Here is an 18,693-nt window from a genome sequence, read left to right on the forward strand (position 1 = left end):
ATTTAAGGTTATCGCCTACAATATTTGTAAAATACCCCTTTATTCTTTATCGCTATACTCGGAAGAGATATGAAAAAAATATTAGGAAGTGCTTATCTTGCACTTATTCTTATAGCCTCACTCTTTATTGTTTTTGAGAAAGCAACGTTTATTTATACAGCACTTCTTTCTGTCGGTGCTTATTTTATTCTTTTCTCTCTTTGTTTTATTTTATCTGCTCGTGTCTTATTTTCGGCTATTACCACCGGTACACTCTTCCTGATAACTAAGTTTATTAATCAGCTCAAAGTCCATTATTACAAAGAAACATTAATGTTCTCTGACTTTGATTTGGCTTTTGATAGCTCTAATTTAGGGACATTAGGCCATTATTGGGAAGCCGGTGTTGCATTAGTTGCGATGTTAATATGGCTTCTAATCAATATGTCTATTGCTTGGCGTTTTTCCCAAAAATCACGCCCAGCCTTGCGTATAAGTAGTTTACTCTTAATAGTCATCGGATTTACTACCATCCATTTCACCGTAGAAAAATGGCAAGCTGAATGGGAAGGTACACTTCCGGGAGGACGAGGCACTGTCACTAATTTAATCATGTCTGGCTATCAAACGACTTATCATCCTCCTTATTTCAAGGAAGATGCAAATTACTTTCTTGAACTAGCGAACAAAACCGTATTACCAGAAACACAGACAGACATAAAACCTGACATTATCGTTTTATTACAGGAATCGACAGTTAACCCTCATATTTATCAATTTGATACCGATGTGACACTGCCTGATTTATTTATGTTCCAAAAAGATGAAAATGTCAGTGCACAAAGCCCTTTACGTGTACAAACCTTTGGTGGTGGTACTTGGCTTTCTGAGTTTTCTGTATTAACAGGGCTAAACACGGATGATTTTGGTGCGCGTAAAAACTCTGTATTCTATTTTGTTGTCGATAATCTTAATGAAAGTTTATTCCGCCAACTAAAAGCTGAAGGCTATTACACCGTTTTACTCACCCCGTTTAATCGTAGTGCCTATCATGCAGGTTACGCTTATGAAAAAATGGGAATTGATGAAATCATTCAACCTCAAGAGCTTGGCTACCCGGGAACATTAGAGGAAAACCTCTGGAAGATATCGACTGTAGATATGCTGGGTTACGTTGAAGAAGTACTGAAGAAACGCACAGATAAACCCTTGTTCATATTCTCATTAACCATGTATGAACATGGCCCTTATGACGAATCACACAGAGATATGTACCAAATTGCAGGTCATACAGAAAGCAGTAATGCACCGGGTAAATTTAGCCACTATATGGAAAAAATAATTACCAGTGATCCGGCAATTAAAGATTTCTCTAATTTTGTCGCCCAAAGAGAAAAACCGACAATGTTTCTCTATTTTGGTGATCATCAACCTAATATTGAGCTAAATAATTACCAGTCACCATTTACTAACCCCGCACATATCACTCAATTCACATTGAGAGATAACCTAACGCAAGGTGCGCCACTTTCAATGGGCGAGTTAACGGATATTAGCTTCTTAGGTGGCATGATACTGGAGCGCGCTCGTTTGCCATTATCTCCTTTCTACAAAGCAAACATTCAAATGCGCCATTTATGTGAAGGTAAATTAAATGACTGTGAAGACGAGAAATTAGTTAACAGTTATAAAAATTATATCTATGACAAACTGAAAGTCGCAGGTAGTACAGATAATTAATTTTTATTACCTGAATAAAAGATGATCGGGATAATAAATTCAAAAAGATAATTAATATCAAAAAGAAAGAGGCTAAATATTTAGCCTCTTTCTTATTTCAAGAAATAAACTTGCAATTATTTGCGTGTTGCTACAATCACACTTGATGCTTTCACTAGCGCTAAAACATCACTACCTTTTGCCAGTTTCATTTCTTGTAAGCTTTCATTTGTAATAACAGCTGTCAGTTCTAAACCTTTAGCTGTTTCTAAATGAACGGTAGAGTTCACCGCACCTTGTGCGATTTGAGTTACTTTACCTAAAAATTGGTTACGTGCAGAGAAATTTAAACCGCAATCAGGTAGTGCTAATACAACCCACGGTGCTTTAATAATGGCAATTGCTTCACCATTTTTTTTGATCTTTAAACTGTCACAGCTCTCTTTAGTAATAATTGTGGCAAGTTTTTCACCATGCGCTAAAGATAAAATCACTTCGCTATTAACGGCACCTTCAATAATATCAACAACTTTACCAACTAGCTGATTGCGTGCTGAAACTTTCATTTATTCACCTCTATTCTATTATTGATGAGAAATTATATTAATAACACTATCAAATTACTGAGATAACTTTAGCATAAACATCATCAAATAAATTATTTTCAGATCATGGTTTAAAGTTTATTTATTATTTAAAAACATAATGTTACAAAAACATAGAGATGACGAATTACTATTAACTTATTAGAATCGAATAAGTATAAATAATTTAGAAATTTATTTTTTTAGTACTATCAATATAAACAAAATAGATAACTTAATGCCTTTCTGTATTAAAAGGAATTTAAGCTATCTATCATTAAAATTAACTAAATATACTTATTGCCCATTTTGAGAAAAGGCCGCTAATAAATGTAAAGCAGAAGAGTAATAATCCGTATCTTTACTTAAATCGACATCTTCAATCGGTGTCTTCATCGTTAAATCTCTCACCGCCATCATGCCGGGAGTAAGGTTATATTCAGCGCGCTCTTGAGCATCAATACTTACCCAAGCAGGGGTTTTATAACGATCAAATTGCTGCCAATACTGCACAAAAGGTTGTAATGCTAATTCATCATGTGCCCAAGCTAAATAAAGCGGAATACGTATTGCATCAAAGCTAAATCGTGCAGGCCATTTTTCACTAGGCTCAATCTTTCCATCTGGATATAAACTTACCCAGTCAGTGGGTAATTGGTATTCACCAAATCGCATATTTCTAAGTAAAGACTGGCTATCATTAATTAACATTTTCCAACGAATATCGTTGCTTGTGCGGTAAAAATCTTTCCATGCAGGGAAAATAAAATAGGATGGGTTAATGATAATTTCTTCTGGCGTTTTAAAACCATTAATACCGGGCAAAAGTACAGTATAATTTTTTGTCTTAACTAAAGTATGTTCCAAAATAGCGTGTTGAATAGAATCAGAAGCTGAAAGATAACTTTCATCATTCCATTTCTCACCCGCTTTTAATAATGCCCACGCAATTAAGATATCACCGTCTGTCGCATTATTAGGATCAGGAGTATGATCACTATTTTCTGGCTCATAACGCCATTTAAACAAGCCTAAATCACCACGATAAAGAGAAGCCGCTGTCCAGCGCCATAACTTATTAAATGTTTCATGATCATCACTCATTACAGCCATTAACATGCCATAGCCTTGACCTTCAGAGTGTGAAATATTTTTGTTAGCACTGTCTGTAACTCGCCCATCATCCTTAATGTAGCGCTCTTTAAACTGTTGCCATCCGATTTGAGTATCGGCTGCCTGTATTGAGGGAGAAATCATAAGCAACAAACCTAAAATAAAAAAGGTAGAAAATAGAAAATTACAACGAGATAAGTGCCTAAAAGACATTGCCTTTCTCTCCTGCTATTGCCGACCGCTATCTGAGTTCGGTCGGCAGATTGCATATTATTTCAAGATAAACTCAAAAGATAGCAACTATCTTTTGTGCTTCACTTACTTCATCTTCTTCTATGACTTCTGTTTTGGGTAACAATGTTTTTTCACAAAAGTCCTGCATCCAAGAAGCAAATTCTTCTTTTAAGGCAGAATTATGTAAGCCATATTCAACAAAGGCTTTCATATATCCTAGCTTATTACCACAGTCATGTGATTTGCCCACTAAGGTATATGCTTCAGCGACTTCTTTTTTCAATAATAAATCAATCGCATCCGTTAATTGAATTTCACCGCCTACGCCAGCAGGTAGACCGTCTAATAATTCCCAGATAGCTTCAGAAAAAACGTAACGGCCAACAACAGAAAGGTTAGAAGGCGCATCTTCAGGATTTGGTTTTTCCACAATACGGCGAATAGGAGCCCAATTACCTTGAGGACAGAAAACACCTTCACAATCTACGACACCATATTGTTGCACTTGGCTCATTGGCACAGGTTCAACCATGATTTGGCTACGTTCTGTTTTTTCAAAACGTTTTATCATTGCTGATAAATTATCATGTTGAGGATCGCAATAGTGTGCATTTAATAAAACATCGGGCAGTAAAACAATAAATGGATTATTGCCAATAACTGGACGTGCGCAGCAAATTGCATGACCTAAACCTAAAGCGTGACCTTGACGAATTTGAACAATCTTGACATTGTCAGGACAGATTGAACGTACTTCTTCTAATAATTTATTTTTAATACGCTGTTCCAGCATATTTTCTAATTCAAAGCTGGTATCAAAGTGATCCGCAATTGAATTTTTAGAAGAGTGAGTCACTAAAATAATTTCCTCAACGCCTGCCTGAGCGCACTCTTCAACAATATATTGAATTAAAGGGCGATCAACGATTGGCAGCATTTCTTTAGGAATTGATTTCGTTGCAGGTAACATACGAGTACCTAATCCAGCAACAGGGATAACCGCTTTCATCATAATAAAATCCTCTAATAGATATTTATCTAAAACTAATAATTAGTGTTATTTTAAAATTACTCTTATATTTCATCAGGAATGCTAGATATATTTTAAAAACAGTCACCTCCCTCTTCGTTAAAAAGAGATAACGTTATTTTTATATATCTTTATTTAAAAATTTTTCTATTTAAAATCCAGAATAAAATCCATATTTGTTACCACCCTTTTCTTTTATAGAATAAAGTGTTTCATCTGCAGATTTTAATAATTCAGATAACGTTTTCCCATCTTTAGGATATTCAGCAATACCTAAACTAATTGAAGGGGTTAACATAAAATCCGAATTAATATCGATGGGCTTTTCCATTGATTTCCAAAGTGATTCTATTATTTCTAACAAAATCACAGAACAAGAACGTAATCCTTTAGGGAAAAGCACAGCAAACTCATCGCCACCAAGCCGACCACAATAGACTTCACTATTTTCTAATTGTGACAATCGTTTTGATATTTCACACAATACTTTATCACCAGCATGATGCCCGAATTGATCATTAATAGATTTGAATTTATCGCAATCTATAATACCGAGACAAAATGAAGATGGCTGTGAAATATTTAAGCGTTCATTTTCGATTTTTTCAACAATACTTAATCGATTAGATATTCCAGTTAATGAATCAATATAGCTTTTATTAAACAAATCGTTTCTTAGCTCTACCTTATCAGTAATATCTAAGCTAATAAACACATAATGAGAAATTAAATTATCTTCATCAAATACGGGGATGATACTAATATCTTCCCATACATCTTGTTGTGCATTATTATTTCTCTTGGCTTCTAATCGATAAACTCCATTATTATCATTATTACCATTTACACAACAATTAATTTGATTATCATCAATTAAGTTAAATAAGCTGTATTTTTTATCTTTTATATTTTCAAAGTGAACATTATTAAATTCACAATATTTTTCATTTGCATAAATAATGATGCCATTAACATCTGTTACTAACATCATGAAAACATTATTAGTAAATTGCTTTATTAATAAGCATTTAGAATTATCATCATTAAATATCATTTCATTCATTTTTGACCTCCGATGCTCATCAATAAAGCATATATATTATTATTCGGCTGATGAGTTATGCGCATAGCGGAAAATAAAGACATCTTTTGCATCAGTAGATTGACGATGCACTTGCATTTTGGCATTACCACCTTGATTCGTTAACCAGCCTTCATATAACCCTTCTAAAACACTGGCACTAGCAACACGCCACTGAGCATCATCTTGGCTTTGCGTAAAATGAGGCCATGCACAATGAACCAATAAAAGTTCGCTCATTGCAGGAGATATTGTGACAAAACCCCATTTAAATAGTGTTAATACGCGATTAATATATGATTCAAGTAATTGAATATTTTCGCTTTCAGGTAAAGGATAACGTAAGGCAATATCTTTACCTATATTCCTTAATTTATTTCCAGCAGTAGAAATATCATTGTCATTTAAGATTTGAAAAAATAATAATTGAGTTAGATCTTGCCAGCCACTTTCAAAAGGTAATTGTAAGATATCACTGTCATGCTTATTCATTATTTGTCTCCTTAATTATTTAGACAGGAAGTCTGGGGTATATTTTAAATGTAACCACATATTATCTTCAGCATAATCACCCGATGTATCATGCGATAAGCTGACACCTAACTCGGTTTCTTTGTTTAAATAATATTTCGCGTCTAAACCTAATCTGTAAGTAAAATTCGTTTCGTCTTCTTCTTCGTACTGAGATTTAATACGAGGATCGCTCGCATTCTTTTTATTTAATGCATTTTGCATATAACCATGTGTAGGGAAATAATCGCTGCCTTTTTGTTTATAACTTTGTATCCCTATTGCACCATTTAGTGAGACTTCACCTTTTTCAAAACGGCGGGTATAAGCAACAGGCAATGAAACAGACACATAGTCTTGTGGACTAAAGTAACCACCGTGTCCTAGAGAGAAGTAGTTTTGGTTATTTCTAAAGTTCATATAATCAACATGCACACCTGCTTTTACTTCTTGTTGATCATCTTTATAGAATTTAGCATAAGAGCCAATCCACGCTTTCACTTCATCATTACTCGCAACACTTTTACCTTCGTAGTTATAGAAGCCACCACCAGCATAAGCCCCAATTTTTCCATCATCCCAAGCATATTGAACTTTAGCGCCGTTACGAGTTACACGGCCCCAACTTTCGCCAGTCATTGGATCAGTACGCCCCATATAAGAAAGTAGACTATCTTTTATGGCCCTGCGCTCTGCGGTCAGTGTTAATTGTCCATTTTGGCTAATTTGAGGTGAATATGTGAGACCACCGACAACCGTTGCCGTATCTTTACCTAATGGTGTTGAGCCAACATCGAAGCTGACATCCTTGTCTGATAAACGCAGTCCTAATTCAACACCAGAAGCACGTTGGCTACCTGCTTCATCAGCATTAATTTTGTTTTTCTCATCATGGTTATCGCTATTCTTAGCAAAGCGTTCAGCATGTTGAAGCTGGCCAGTACCAAAGCGGTTAGCTCTTTCTCCCGAAACCGAACCACTTGTCATCGAAACTGGGTTAACACTAAATTCCCAACGGAACTCTTCACCAGGTACACTTGAAATACTCATTGGTGCTGAAATTTCAGTGACGTTAGATAATCCTTTATCACCATTACGATGACGTATAGCTACACCGCCTTGTACCCAAGGTGAGACTTTCTCTTCTAGCTCACGAATAGAACGTTGAACCGATGCCATCTCTTTACGTTCATAAATAGACCCCGCAATCGTGGCATTATCACTGTCACCTAATGCTTTTAATTGGCCTGCTGAAGTTTTCAATGTGCTATCACTGTTTTGCCATTGCGCACTACGCAATAATGTTAATGCTTTACGATTTTCACCATTTAATTGCGCAATTTGTGCAGCTTGTAATAAATAAGCCGGTTGTGAAGATGAAGGAATTTGCTGCAACAACTGCTGTGCTTTTCTTCCATCTTTCTGAGCTAATGCCACTTCAATTTGAGCTTGGATTAATTTGCTATCTTTTCCTTGCTCTTTTTCTAAGTAAGAAAGAATTTTATTTGATTGTTCAGGCATTGATTGCGCTAAATAAACACGACTTAATGCCATTAATAAATCAGGATCATTAGGTGATACTTTTAAAGCAACGACTAACGTGTCGTAAGCTGCTTTAATTTCGCCTTTTTCACGTAAGCTATCAGCTTGCGCAACTTTAGTAGCAACTTCTAAACGTTTTTTCTCAACAATGGGTGTTTCTTGCTGTAAAGCAGGATCATTAATCAAGCTAGATGCTTGTGTATAATGACCTAACTCATTGAGAACGTTGATGTGGCCTACGTAGTTACCTACTGAGCCTTTAGTGCCTTTTGCAATATCACTTTCAACTAATTGCAACGCTTCATCGTTTAGTCCACTGTTAACCAATTTCTCTGCTAATTCACCCACATCATTTGGATAATCAGCGACTTGATTAATTAATGGACGTAAAATATTACGCATTGCTACAAGGTTTCCAGCCTGACGATAATGGTCAGCTTGCGCAAGTTGGCGATGGAAACGAGCACGCTGTAATAGCTCTTTCTCAGCTTCAGTTTGTTGATTATGGCTACTGAGTAAGTTAAAAACTTTATCCCACTCTTTTTGCTCAACATAAAACAGAGATGCCACATAATCAGAATCTCTTGTTCTGCGGTTTTGTAGCTGTGAAATAATATTTTTTGCGCCAATACTGTCGCCATCAGCCGTCATTAGGCGTGCTAAATCAAGGTAAACCCAGTTATTTTGCGGGTTTTTACGCTGTGCTTGTAAAAGTAATTGTCTTGCTTGAACACGATTACCATTTTCTAACGCTTTTTGTGCTTCACGGCGTAATTTCTCAGAAGGATCGGTATTCGCAGTTAATTTTTGACGCAAAGAAGCCGATTGTTGAGCCAGTAATTGTTCTGCTTTCGTATTCTGTCCTTCCTGAACTAATAAATAGTAATAAGCAGAAATCACTTTTTCATTACGGCTATTTTGCTGATAAAGCCCTGACAGCAATTGGTGAGCAGCAGGTAAATTACCTTGTTTCCGCAATAAGTCAGCTTGTAATAAATTGGCAGATAACCCTTTTTCACCTGAAGCATTGGTTAATGGAGCTAATTGTTCGATAGCTTGTTGAATATTTCCTTGTTTAGCGCGTTGTTGTGCGCTGCGTAATTGCGCATAAAAACCCGCATCTTCCGCTTGTTGCTTCCATTTACTACCTTGTTCACCACCCGATTGCGCAGCTTGATTTAATAAACGCTGACCTGTGGTTAAATCACCTGAACGTAATGCGATATAACCTAAACCCGCTAAGGCTTGCGCATCATTGTTATCTGACGCTAAAGCTTGTTTGAAATAACCTTCAGCTTCTTTCAATTTACCTTTGTTTAATGCGGTATAACCGGCTTGGCGTGCATTACCTTGAATAGCGCCTTGGAAATGCTCTGCCACCGCTTTATCGTTCGGGTTTGCTTGCAAATAGGTTTTATATAACACGTCATCATCAGGACGAACATTCAACCATAACAATGCTTGACGCAGACCTTTTTTGGCTGACTCATCACCTGAAATTTTACCTAAAATAGTTATCCCTTCACGACGAGTCTCTTCGTTATAAGTTAATGTTAATCCCAATGCTTTTTGCGTTTCTTTATTATCAGGCATCAATGCAGCACGTTGCTTTAATCCCGTAATGGCTTGAGGCAACAATGCGGGTACACCTGCCATCGTTTGATAATATTCTAACGCCAGTGTTTCAGGTGGCTCACTGCTTACAAATAAACGTTGGTACGCTTTTATCGCTTCTTCGTGTTGCCCTTTTTTCGCTAACTCTCTGGCATATCCTAATTGTTGTTCACTAAATTGTGATGATCGGATGTTTTTTAATCCTTCAATTCGTGGATCTTGCGGTGCAATTTGCGCAAGTTTTTCTCGCCAATAAGTTGCTTGTTTTTCATTACCTTGTTGCGCAGTAAAGAACGCCATTAAATACAGTGCATCCTGATTATTGCTTTCCATAATCAGTACTTTTTGCAGTGCTTCTACTGCTCGCTCATCGTGCGCTCTACCATGCCAATAATTAGCTTGTTCAATAAGAGAACTGACGATATTAGGATCAGTTGCTGCTGTATTTGCCTCAACTGCAGTTGCTTGTACTTGGCTTGAAGCCCCTAGAATGCAACCTGCATAGATGACTTTAACGATGATATTAAGTGCGTGATTTTTCATCTCATATTCCCCCTTATTTGTCTGAACGATGCTGTGATATCTGATGTAAACGACGAATTGAACGACGTTGTAACCAGTAATAAGTCACGAAGCCCGTCAACGCACAAAAACCAACCGCTAAAAGCCCCAGCAAATAGACGTGTCTAGAGCTATACCAAAGGAATTGCTGTAAGAAAGGTAAGTCACCTTGTGAGAAGTGTTCACCTAAATGAAAGCTTTTTACGGTATCTTTACCACTAATAAGTGTGATATCGCCTTTAATCGCTGCATTTATTTGAGCTAAATTTAAATCATTGATAATGTTTTTTATCGAATCATTACCTTTAGCAGTGACTAATACGACAACCCTATCGCTTGCCCAAGGTGAGATAAAACTGATCATGCCACGCCAATCTTTCACTGAAGATAAGTAACTTGCAGCATCACCACTTTGAGATAAATAATCGCCAGCTATCCAACCTTTTGCTTTATCAATTAATGATTGCGGTTTGACTTCAACGTTTTTATTTAAAAATGAGAACGTTTGTTGTGAAAAACGAGAGGGTAAAAAACCTTCACTACTTAATGAACCAATCGCTAACACATCGTGTTGAGAGAGGTTATTTTTCTCAAACTCTTTGGCACCTAAGAAAACTGATGCATGAGAAACTGGTGTACCGGTGGCATAACCTGATCTCGCCATTAAGTTCACTAAGGTATAGAGCTCTTCGATTGTTGGATTTTCAGGTAATAGCAGAGTGGTTTGTGAAAAATCCGCACGGCGACTAAATGGGAATGATGCCCCTGAAAAATAAGCTAGGTTCGGCATTCTTGAATAGTGCCAAGTATTTTTAAATTGCAGCGTTGATTGCGGATCAATTTGGCTAATTAAGCTACTGCCATCCGTTAAAATACAAGGAGCATCCTCAGGTTCACGTAAGTCAAAATAAAACTGCAATTGATTCTGACTGTAGATCTGACGAGGATTTAAATAGAGCGTGCTATTTTGCTGTTCACTCTCCATTCCCAACCATTGTCTTAACATACCTAAAGGTTCTGAACGCGACGGATACAATGCACCTAAGAATTGGTTATTCAAAGAAGCAATCAATGAAGAGCGACGACTATTTAGTTTATCCGAATGAGGGAAAACATATTTCAAATCTAAAGGTAACGCATCACCATCCCACCAAAAGAGATCGGGAGAGACACGAAACGAAAACTGGTTCGGTGCATGATTAATACCTTGACGCAAGAAGTCATCACTACCATTAGCAATTTGACTTAACGGAACAGGTTTGTTGGTATTTAACCAACGAGGTGCATCATAATCTTTACGCATAGCAAGCGCTTGAGAAGGCACCACTAAGTGATCGTTTTGTGGCAATTTACCGTTGTTTAACGCCCATACTGCTTGGCGAAGAGATTTCTCATTATCACCACTGATCAGTAATAATTTGAAAACAGGATCGACCGGGTTATCAACAATGGTTAATTGCCCACTATTTCCTGAAGGTAGTGTAATACCCGCAATAGTCTGTCCTGAATAACCGACTAAAATACCATCACTTTCAGGTAACTGATTCATTAAAACAGGTAAATCAACTTGCTTAATATCGTGGCTAAAACTGCCAAACCATGATGCAGCAATGGCTGCTGTTGTTACCTCTGCATGGTCAGGTTTATCTGACAATATGATAGGTAACGAGGTCGCCGTCATTCTGTCAGGGTCAAAGAACGGTAGGGGCAATCGTTCCAGACTATACCCGCCATTAATCCAGCGACCTCGATAATCTAATGATGAATCTGGTGAAATAACCAGACTTAATCCTTCAGCCAATGGAGGAATACATTGATTTTCATCCAATGCATCACGATTGGCTAAACGAAAACTGAGGTTATTTACATTCGTCAGCATCATTTCAGGGATTTCTAAAACATATTCATGCTCTTGCCCACCTTCTTCTAAAGGTAGAAATCCCATAGGTTGACCATTTAGCATTAAGTGAAGTGTTTGATCAGATTGAATTAATCCTTGAGACGCTTTCACTTTCATCGTTAATGTGGCGTTATCAATAAATAAATCGTTTGCCATATTAAACGTCACACCAGAAAGTAATTTTCTTCCTGATAACACAATAGGTGATGGATTTCCCATCTGTGCCAATGTTAATTGCTCTTCGATATTACGCGCTTCAGACAATACACCCTTTTCAAATTGGATCGGGTTATTCGCATTTTGTTGCACTGGCGAATGTGTATAAGAAGTTGGATCAGGTAAAAGCTCCCCTCCTAGCTCTAACATTCCGGTATCTGCTTGAGAAAGATTAATACTTGCGATCGCCATCGCCGTTAGGCTTAGCATTAATGTCAGTTTCTTTTTCATGCTTAGTCATCCCCGTTAATAGATTGCACAGAGAGTGAGGCTTTTGCTTTTGCTTTCGCTCTTGTTGCTGGTGCTTTCACTTTTTGGCGACGACCAAAGAACAACTCAAAGATACAACGCGTAATGCCTGCCAATTCTTTAAATGGTTTGTCTTTATAATCCGCTTGATGGATCCATGCATCAGCACGACCAAAGACAATACGCACTAATTTACGGCGAAGATTTAAATCAATAGGCAAGAATTCAAGACGTAGTTGATTGCTTTCTAAACTCACCATATCAACAGGAACAGTAACTTCATCTCGTTGTACATTCAGAGTGATTGAAGTGACATTACGTTGGCGAAGTTCAGACATCTTATTCACAGCGAGGCGAACACCTCCCATTGAAATATCTTCCGTGGTTGTCGTTAACTCAGCACCATCATCAAAATGTAAGGTAATAGGGAGAGATGCATTGATCCGTGTATGCTTACGAATTTGTCGAGTCTCTTTACCTACGGCAATAGAAGCAAGAATGATAAATAAACTGTAAGTTGCCCAAGAAAGGTTTAAAACAATAACCAGTGGGTCAATACCTTGGAAGTCATTTAATAGGTAACGGATAACAACCCATGAAATCCCAGTAACCAAAAGAAGTGCAGTAATAATTAATGGACGTACAGTGAGGTAATCCATATAGCTTTTATCAAGCAAATCACCTTTATCTGTTACGTTAAATTTACCTAATTTTGGTGAAACTAAGCTTAGTAAAGTAGGTAATACCAAACTAAATGCCATGACGGTTTCATAAATTTCACCCCAGAAAGAGTAACGGTATTTACCGATATTTTTCGAGTTTACATAAACCGACATGATTAAGTGTGGTAACGCATAGGCAAATATCATGCTAGCGGATGAAGCGATAATATTTAGGTTAAATAACATAAACAGTAACGGTGCAGTCAAAAAGATGATACGAGGTAAACCGTACTGAAAATGGAGCATGGCATTGAGATAACATAAACGCTGAGGAAATGTTAAACCACGACCTAACATTGGGTTATCAACGCGGAATATCTGTGTCATTCCTCTCGCCCAACGGATACGTTGGTTAACGTGTAATGCTAAACGTTCTGTTGCAAGGCCGGCAGCTAAAGGAATATCAATAAATGCAGAGTTCCAACCTAAACGTTGTAATTTAAGTGCGGTGTGTGCATCTTCAGTTACCGTTTCAACAGCGATACCACCGATTTCTTCAAGGGCACTACGACGCATAACAGCACATGAACCACAGAAGAATGTCGCATTCCAGTTATCATTACCACGTTGAACTGGGCCATAGAAAAGTGCGCCTTCATGCGGTGCATCTTTAGCCGCACTTAAGTTACGTTCAAATGGGTCTGGTGAGTAGAAATAGTGTGGAGTTTGGATCAGCGCTAATTTTGGATCTTCAAGGAAACTGCCGACAGTTGCCTGCAAGAAAATACGTGTTGAGATGTGGTCACAGTCAAAAACGCAAATTAGCTCACCGTCTGTTAATCCCATCGCATGATTTAAGTTACCCGCTTTTGCGTGATCATGAACTTCACGTTCAATGTAAGTTACACCAACATCACCAGCGAATTGTTTAAATTCTTCACGGCTACCATCATCCAATATATAAACTTTCATTTTATCTTGTGGATAATCGATAGCTTGTGCAGCTAAGACGGTATCACGTACTACATCCAAACTTTCGTTATAAGTTGGAATATAAATATCAACAGTAGGCCATTGAGAAATATCTTTAGGTAAAGGTGCTATTTTTCTATTTAATGGCCATGATGTTTGGAAATATCCTAGGACTAATATTATCCAAGAATAAATTTCAGCCATAAATAAACCACTACCTAAAACAGCCTCGATAGTTGTATTAAAATTTAAGGTATTTGTTGCACGCCAGTAGAGATAACGCGTTGACATCAACAATGAAATAAAAACCATTGTTAACAATCGTTTTTTTGATTTTTTAAAACCGATAACAAATAACAGCAATATATTGATAATACCGAATATATATTGTTGTTCGGCGCTCATTGGCATAACAATGAGTGAAAACATTGTTATCAATAGAAAAGCCGTAATTAATGTTTTAAATATTTTATTCATAAACCCATACCTTTGTCATCGCCATAGATCTTTTCTTAAGACAAAGGCACCCCATCGACATTAATAAATATCGAAAAGAAATAAACCTATCTTAAAAAATAAAATAACAATGGCTAAAGATTGACACCAGTCAATATTATTTATTTACACAAAGAGTCTTGCTTATTTAGATTAGACAGAGGCAATAAATGACAATATATCTTTTAATGATATATTTTCATGAGCATGAGCTCTATCCGTTTCTTTGCTATCAAATATTTTATTATCTGCTAACAAATTTTGCTTACTCTTAATTAAATTGTCTTTCTTTGCTTTAACAACTAAAGCATCCTGGTGATAAGAAGGGATAGACGATGAAGTAACAGGCTGTTTTGGTTCGTTTTTCACAACAAGTGAAGTTTCAGAAAACGTATTATTACTTAAATTACTAATTTTATTATTATCTTCTTTATTTATAACTACTGCTTCTATTTTATTATCAACATCTTGTATTGTAGAGGAAGAAAACTCCTGAAAAGCAAAGGCATCTTCCTGAAACTTATCTTTTAGGTTACTAATATCATCATACATAGTGTGGCCCCTTTAATAACAGTACTCTAAACCTTGTTCAATAATTTGATGCTCATCCAAAATAAGGAAGAGAGAACCTTATAGATAATTTTCACAACAAGTTAAAAATATATCTTTATAAATTCATATTTAAACTCTCATTAAATCATCAATTAATGAACATCAACTATGTAGGGTAAAACAATCTTATAATTATCGATTTATTTAATTACAAATAAGCATCATCCGATTAGGAGCAATGATTATTTAAATTAAATTGTATAATTATTTTAATGAAAAAGACAACATCAAAAAAAGTGTAAAAAGTAAAAAGGTACTCATTTTTACTTTATAAAAATGGGTATTTTTACTTAATTTAATATTTATTATCACTACCAAAAACAGCATCTTTTTCACCTAAAAAAACAAGTTTAAAAACCAGATAATAACTAGAGTTAACTAATAACAATTTGTATAAATTTTATAAAAATAAAATTCTAAAATAATTATTTATTGATATTATTTCTTCTAAAAATAAAAGAACCCAACAAGATCAATTTTAATAAACTCTCTTTATTCTATTCTAAAAAAGACTAAAAAATAATAATTTAAAATAGAAAACATTATTTATTCATATTGATCATCATCAAAATAGATTTCTTTTTTACACCTAAAAAGTGAGTTTATTGCTTTTTGTCATATTACGACCGTTTCATTTTATTAAGAGAAAATAAAATACATCAGCTTTGGTTAAGTTTTAGGAAAAAACCTCCAAATAAAAGACAAAAATAGATTATCGTTCTATGATGAGTTTTATTTTTTACTTATAGTAAATACCGCTAAGAATAACCTGTATTCCAGAATAATTAACTTAAGCGATATTTTACCTATAAAATGATATTGTTAACTTAGCTTAACAAACATACAAGCGTGATGTAGTTCAAACAATAAATGTAACAATGAAAAAAAGGATACCAATTATCATAAGTTATTGAATTTAAAATATAATAAGTATAAATTTAGTTATAAATACCAATAATTAGTATAAATACCGATATTTACGCTTTTTTATATTAAGAATACTTAATTAACTACACCTTTCTACTAGGTAAGTAATATCATTTTAAGATTATCTTTTTATGTAAGCATATAAATAAAGATATTTTTTACATGAAGTTTTTTAAGAGTAATCCTAAGAAACTAAGTTCTATTTTTTTTATCATTTAACAAAAACCAATCAAATTAAGAATAATTTAATACAAATAATTTAAAATAGCGGAATCGCTTCACCTATTCACAGAATAGCAAAAAGGCACTCTATCCTTCTTTACTTCTATGCTATCTTTATTAAGTGAATTAGGAGTATTCAACATAACGGAAAAAAAGATGGATTTAGAACAATTAAAAAAAGAATTTCGCACTGGCAAGAAAATAAAATTCGTTTACTTTTGGGGACACAAAAGTAAAGGTAATGACATAGCAAAAAGTTGCTTTAGCCAATGGTATCCAGCACCTTTTACATTAGATGAAGTACGTTATGCCAGCGCTGAGCACTATATGATGGCTGAAAAAGCAAGGTTATTTAATGATATAGAAGTCAGAGAGCGCATAATTACCACCTCTAACCCAGGTTCAGCAAAAGCATTAGGTAGAGAAGTAAAAGGATTTGACCAAAACATTTGGGAACAACACCGTATGGATATTGTTATTCGTGCCAATATCGCTAAATTTTCCCAAAATGAAGAACTCGGTAAATTTCTGATTTCAACAGGCAATCGTGTGCTTGTTGAGGCAAGCCCCGTTGATAAAATATGGGGAGTCGGTTTAAGTGAGCAGGATAACGAAATTAATAATCCTCTTCTTTGGAATGGATTAAATTTATTAGGCTTTGCTCTAATGAAAGTACGTAGTGTTTTGACTGAAGGTAGTAATCAATAGATAAAGAAAACTCAACTGTCACCAATCACTGTTCTTCTTTAACCTAGTGTATATAAGCAGTAGAGATAACTTAAGTATTGACTGAAATAGAAATGGCCACGCAACGACACAATCTTGTCGTTGCTATAAATAATATTTACAGAATAATTAAGAGACTGATATGTATTATGGTTTTGATATGGGCGGCACAAAAATTGAGCTTGCCGTTTTTGATAAAAATTTAACTCAAGTATGGCAAAAACGTGTTCCTACACCTAAAAATGACTATCAGGCACTATTGAATGTTTTTAAGGAACTGACTTTAGAAGCTGACAATGAACTAGGTTGTAAGGGAAAAGTCGGTGTGGGTGTTCCTGGTATTGTGAATGCTAAAGAAGGAACAGTGTTTACCACTAATGTTCCGGCAGCTAAATACAAACCTATGGTTCACGATCTCACACATATACTCAATAGACCCGTTAAAGTCGAAAATGATGCTAACTGCTTTGCCTTATCAGAAGCTTGGGATCCTGAGTTTCGTCATTACCCTTCTGTATTAGGTCTTATATTAGGCACGGGAGTGGGCGGCGGATTTGTTATTGATGGCAAAGTATTGTCTGGTAAGAATGGGATTGCTGGTGAAATCGGTCATATGAATCTGAATGTAGATGCAGATAACGTGATCGGCGAAACGATGCCAAAAATTATTTGTGGTTGTGGTAAAAAAGCATGTTTTGAAACCTATTTATCGGGCCGTGGTTTTGAACGCATGTATAAAGCCTTCAATGATGCCCCACAAAGAGCAGTTGATATTGTTGAGCAATATTATGCAGGCGATAAAAAAACTCAAGAACATGTTGATCGCTATATGAAAGTACTTGCGATTTACCTTAGCAATATTCTTACTGTACTGGATCCACATTTAATTGTTATTGGTGGTGGATTATCTCAATTTAACGCACTGTATGAGCTATTACCTGAATATCTCTCACACTGTGTTTATGGAAATGCACAAATTCCATTAATAGAAAAAGCACGTCATGGTGATGCAGGTGGCGCTCGTGGAGCTGCTTGCCTTAATTTATTAGACTGATAAATAAAAAAGAGTCTTTCTTCTTTTATTAAAGGCTCTTCTATTTATAGCTTATAGTGTTTTATCAGCGCCATCACATTATTAAGGCTATCGTTATGGATAAGATTTGGTTTAGAAAAAGACTCACTTTTCTTGGTGGGTTAACTATCACATTGGTCTTACTTCAACTTATTAACTCACTACTCCCCATCTCTCTTCTTCAATGGGGTATTATTCCAAGAACAGGTGAAGGTTTAATTGGTATTTTTATCGCGCCTTTTATTCATGGATCTTGGTCTCATCTATTTAGTAATCTACTCCCTCTTCTTATTCTTAGCTTTTTATCTATGACACAATCTCTACGAGAATATGTGTTATCAAGTATATTTATTATTATCGTAAGTGGTTTATTAGTTTGGATTTTTGGGCGAAGTGCCATTCATGTTGGTGCAAGTGGATGGATTTTTGGATTATGGTCTTTGCTTATTGCCCACGCTTTTACTCGACGTAAAATCATCGATATCGTGATCGCACTCTTTGTTTTATTCTATTATGGATCAATGGCCTACGGATTAATCCCAGGACAATTAGGTGTATCAACAGAATCACATATTTCAGGTGTTGTTGCAGGGTTACTTTATGCATGGTGTGCAAGAAAGCTAATTCGCCGTAAAAGCCAAGTAGTAGAAGTGGCTAAATAGCCACTTCTCTA

At 35.7% G+C, this 18,693-nt stretch carries 13 protein-coding genes; 4 read left to right on the forward strand and 9 right to left on the reverse strand.

The features are described 5' to 3' along the window. The first annotated feature begins 69 nt into the window (after nt 1-69). Nucleotides 70-1,719 carry an LTA synthase family protein gene (locus GTK47_RS02315; RefSeq protein ID WP_165122006.1) on the forward strand — a complete coding sequence of 550 codons (1,650 nt, stop codon included), beginning with the start codon at nt 70-72 and terminating at the stop codon, nt 1,717-1,719. A gap of 116 nt (nt 1,720-1,835) precedes the next feature. Here the strand turns inward: GTK47_RS02315 and GTK47_RS02320 are convergent, their stop codons facing one another. The 9 genes from GTK47_RS02320 to GTK47_RS02360 all read right to left on the reverse strand — a co-directional run bounded on the left by GTK47_RS02320 (nt 1,836) and on the right by GTK47_RS02360 (nt 15,013). Next, nucleotides 1,836-2,264, reverse strand: coding sequence for a TOBE domain-containing protein (locus GTK47_RS02320; protein ID WP_165122007.1), 429 nt, complete (start codon nt 2,262-2,264; stop codon nt 1,836-1,838). Nucleotides 2,265-2,579: 315 nt separating this feature from the next. Continuing rightward, nucleotides 2,580-3,608, reverse strand: a complete 1,029-nt coding sequence (locus GTK47_RS02325) for a glycosyl hydrolase family 8 (RefSeq protein WP_165122008.1) — start codon at nt 3,606-3,608, stop codon at nt 2,580-2,582. Nucleotides 3,609-3,681: 73 nt separating this feature from the next. Then, nucleotides 3,682-4,641 (reverse strand): UTP--glucose-1-phosphate uridylyltransferase GalU, encoded by a 960-nt coding sequence (gene galU / locus GTK47_RS02330; RefSeq protein ID WP_223672818.1) that lies wholly within the window; start codon nt 4,639-4,641, stop codon nt 3,682-3,684. A gap of 169 nt (nt 4,642-4,810) precedes the next feature. Further along, nucleotides 4,811-5,722: a sensor domain-containing diguanylate cyclase gene (locus GTK47_RS02335; protein ID WP_165122009.1), complete on the reverse strand. Its 912-nt coding sequence runs from the start codon at nt 5,720-5,722 to the stop codon at nt 4,811-4,813. Nucleotides 5,723-5,761: 39 nt separating this feature from the next. Next, nucleotides 5,762-6,232 (reverse strand): cellulose biosynthesis protein BcsD, encoded by a 471-nt coding sequence (bcsD, locus tag GTK47_RS02340; RefSeq protein ID WP_165122010.1) that lies wholly within the window; start codon nt 6,230-6,232, stop codon nt 5,762-5,764. 15 nt (nt 6,233-6,247) lie between these two features. After that, nucleotides 6,248-9,949 carry a cellulose biosynthesis protein BcsC gene (locus GTK47_RS02345; protein WP_165122011.1) on the reverse strand — a complete coding sequence of 1,234 codons (3,702 nt, stop codon included), beginning with the start codon at nt 9,947-9,949 and terminating at the stop codon, nt 6,248-6,250. 13 nt (nt 9,950-9,962) lie between these two features. Then, nucleotides 9,963-12,314 carry a cellulose biosynthesis cyclic di-GMP-binding regulatory protein BcsB gene (bcsB, locus tag GTK47_RS02350; RefSeq protein ID WP_165122012.1) on the reverse strand — a complete coding sequence of 784 codons (2,352 nt, stop codon included), beginning with the start codon at nt 12,312-12,314 and terminating at the stop codon, nt 9,963-9,965. Between the two features lie 2 nt (nt 12,315-12,316). Beyond that, a complete protein-coding gene (bcsA, locus tag GTK47_RS02355) occupies nt 12,317-14,443 on the reverse strand; it encodes a UDP-forming cellulose synthase catalytic subunit (protein ID WP_165122013.1) in 2,127 nt (708 codons plus the stop codon). Nucleotides 14,444-14,614: 171 nt separating this feature from the next. Then, nucleotides 14,615-15,013, reverse strand: coding sequence for a hypothetical protein (locus GTK47_RS02360; protein WP_165122014.1), 399 nt, complete (start codon nt 15,011-15,013; stop codon nt 14,615-14,617). A gap of 1,365 nt (nt 15,014-16,378) precedes the next feature. Between GTK47_RS02360 and GTK47_RS02365 the strand changes: the two genes are divergently transcribed. The 3 genes from GTK47_RS02365 (at nt 16,379) to GTK47_RS02375 (ending at nt 18,682) form a co-directional block, all read left to right on the forward strand. Then, nucleotides 16,379-16,930: an NADAR family protein gene (locus GTK47_RS02365; RefSeq protein WP_165122015.1), complete on the forward strand. Its 552-nt coding sequence runs from the start codon at nt 16,379-16,381 to the stop codon at nt 16,928-16,930. A 160-nt stretch (nt 16,931-17,090) separates the two neighbouring features. Beyond that, nucleotides 17,091-18,002 carry an N-acetylglucosamine kinase gene (gene nagK, locus GTK47_RS02370; protein ID WP_165122016.1) on the forward strand — a complete coding sequence of 304 codons (912 nt, stop codon included), beginning with the start codon at nt 17,091-17,093 and terminating at the stop codon, nt 18,000-18,002. A gap of 95 nt (nt 18,003-18,097) precedes the next feature. Beyond that, the gene (locus GTK47_RS02375) at nt 18,098-18,682 is read left to right on the forward strand and encodes a rhomboid family intramembrane serine protease (RefSeq protein WP_165122017.1); all 585 of its coding nucleotides are present in this window, start codon (nt 18,098-18,100) and stop codon (nt 18,680-18,682) included. Nucleotides 18,683-18,693 lie beyond the last annotated feature (11 nt).

This window comes from Proteus sp. ZN5, from assembly GCF_011046025.1.
GTDB lineage: Bacteria > Pseudomonadota > Gammaproteobacteria > Enterobacterales > Enterobacteriaceae > Proteus.

Bases quoted from the DNA above. Each gene is read 5' to 3' on its own strand.
- GTK47_RS02315 (WP_165122006.1), top strand. From the start codon at position 70: ATGAAAAAAATATTAGGAAGTGCTTATCTTGCACTTATTCTTATAGCC.
- GTK47_RS02320 (WP_165122007.1), bottom strand. From the start codon at position 2,264: ATGAAAGTTTCAGCACGCAATCAGCTAGTTGGTAAAGTTGTTGATATT.
- GTK47_RS02325 (WP_165122008.1), bottom strand. From the start codon at position 3,608: ATGTCTTTTAGGCACTTATCTCGTTGTAATTTTCTATTTTCTACCTTT.
- galU (WP_223672818.1), bottom strand. From the start codon at position 4,641: ATGATGAAAGCGGTTATCCCTGTTGCTGGATTAGGTACTCGTATGTTA.
- GTK47_RS02335 (WP_165122009.1), bottom strand. From the start codon at position 5,722: ATGAATGAAATGATATTTAATGATGATAATTCTAAATGCTTATTAATA.
- bcsD (WP_165122010.1), bottom strand. From the start codon at position 6,232: ATGAATAAGCATGACAGTGATATCTTACAATTACCTTTTGAAAGTGGC.
- GTK47_RS02345 (WP_165122011.1), bottom strand. From the start codon at position 9,949: ATGAAAAATCACGCACTTAATATCATCGTTAAAGTCATCTATGCAGGT.
- bcsB (WP_165122012.1), bottom strand. From the start codon at position 12,314: ATGAAAAAGAAACTGACATTAATGCTAAGCCTAACGGCGATGGCGATC.
- bcsA (WP_165122013.1), bottom strand. From the start codon at position 14,443: ATGAATAAAATATTTAAAACATTAATTACGGCTTTTCTATTGATAACA.
- GTK47_RS02360 (WP_165122014.1), bottom strand. From the start codon at position 15,013: ATGTATGATGATATTAGTAACCTAAAAGATAAGTTTCAGGAAGATGCC.
- GTK47_RS02365 (WP_165122015.1), top strand. From the start codon at position 16,379: ATGGATTTAGAACAATTAAAAAAAGAATTTCGCACTGGCAAGAAAATA.
- nagK (WP_165122016.1), top strand. From the start codon at position 17,091: ATGTATTATGGTTTTGATATGGGCGGCACAAAAATTGAGCTTGCCGTT.
- GTK47_RS02375 (WP_165122017.1), top strand. From the start codon at position 18,098: ATGGATAAGATTTGGTTTAGAAAAAGACTCACTTTTCTTGGTGGGTTA.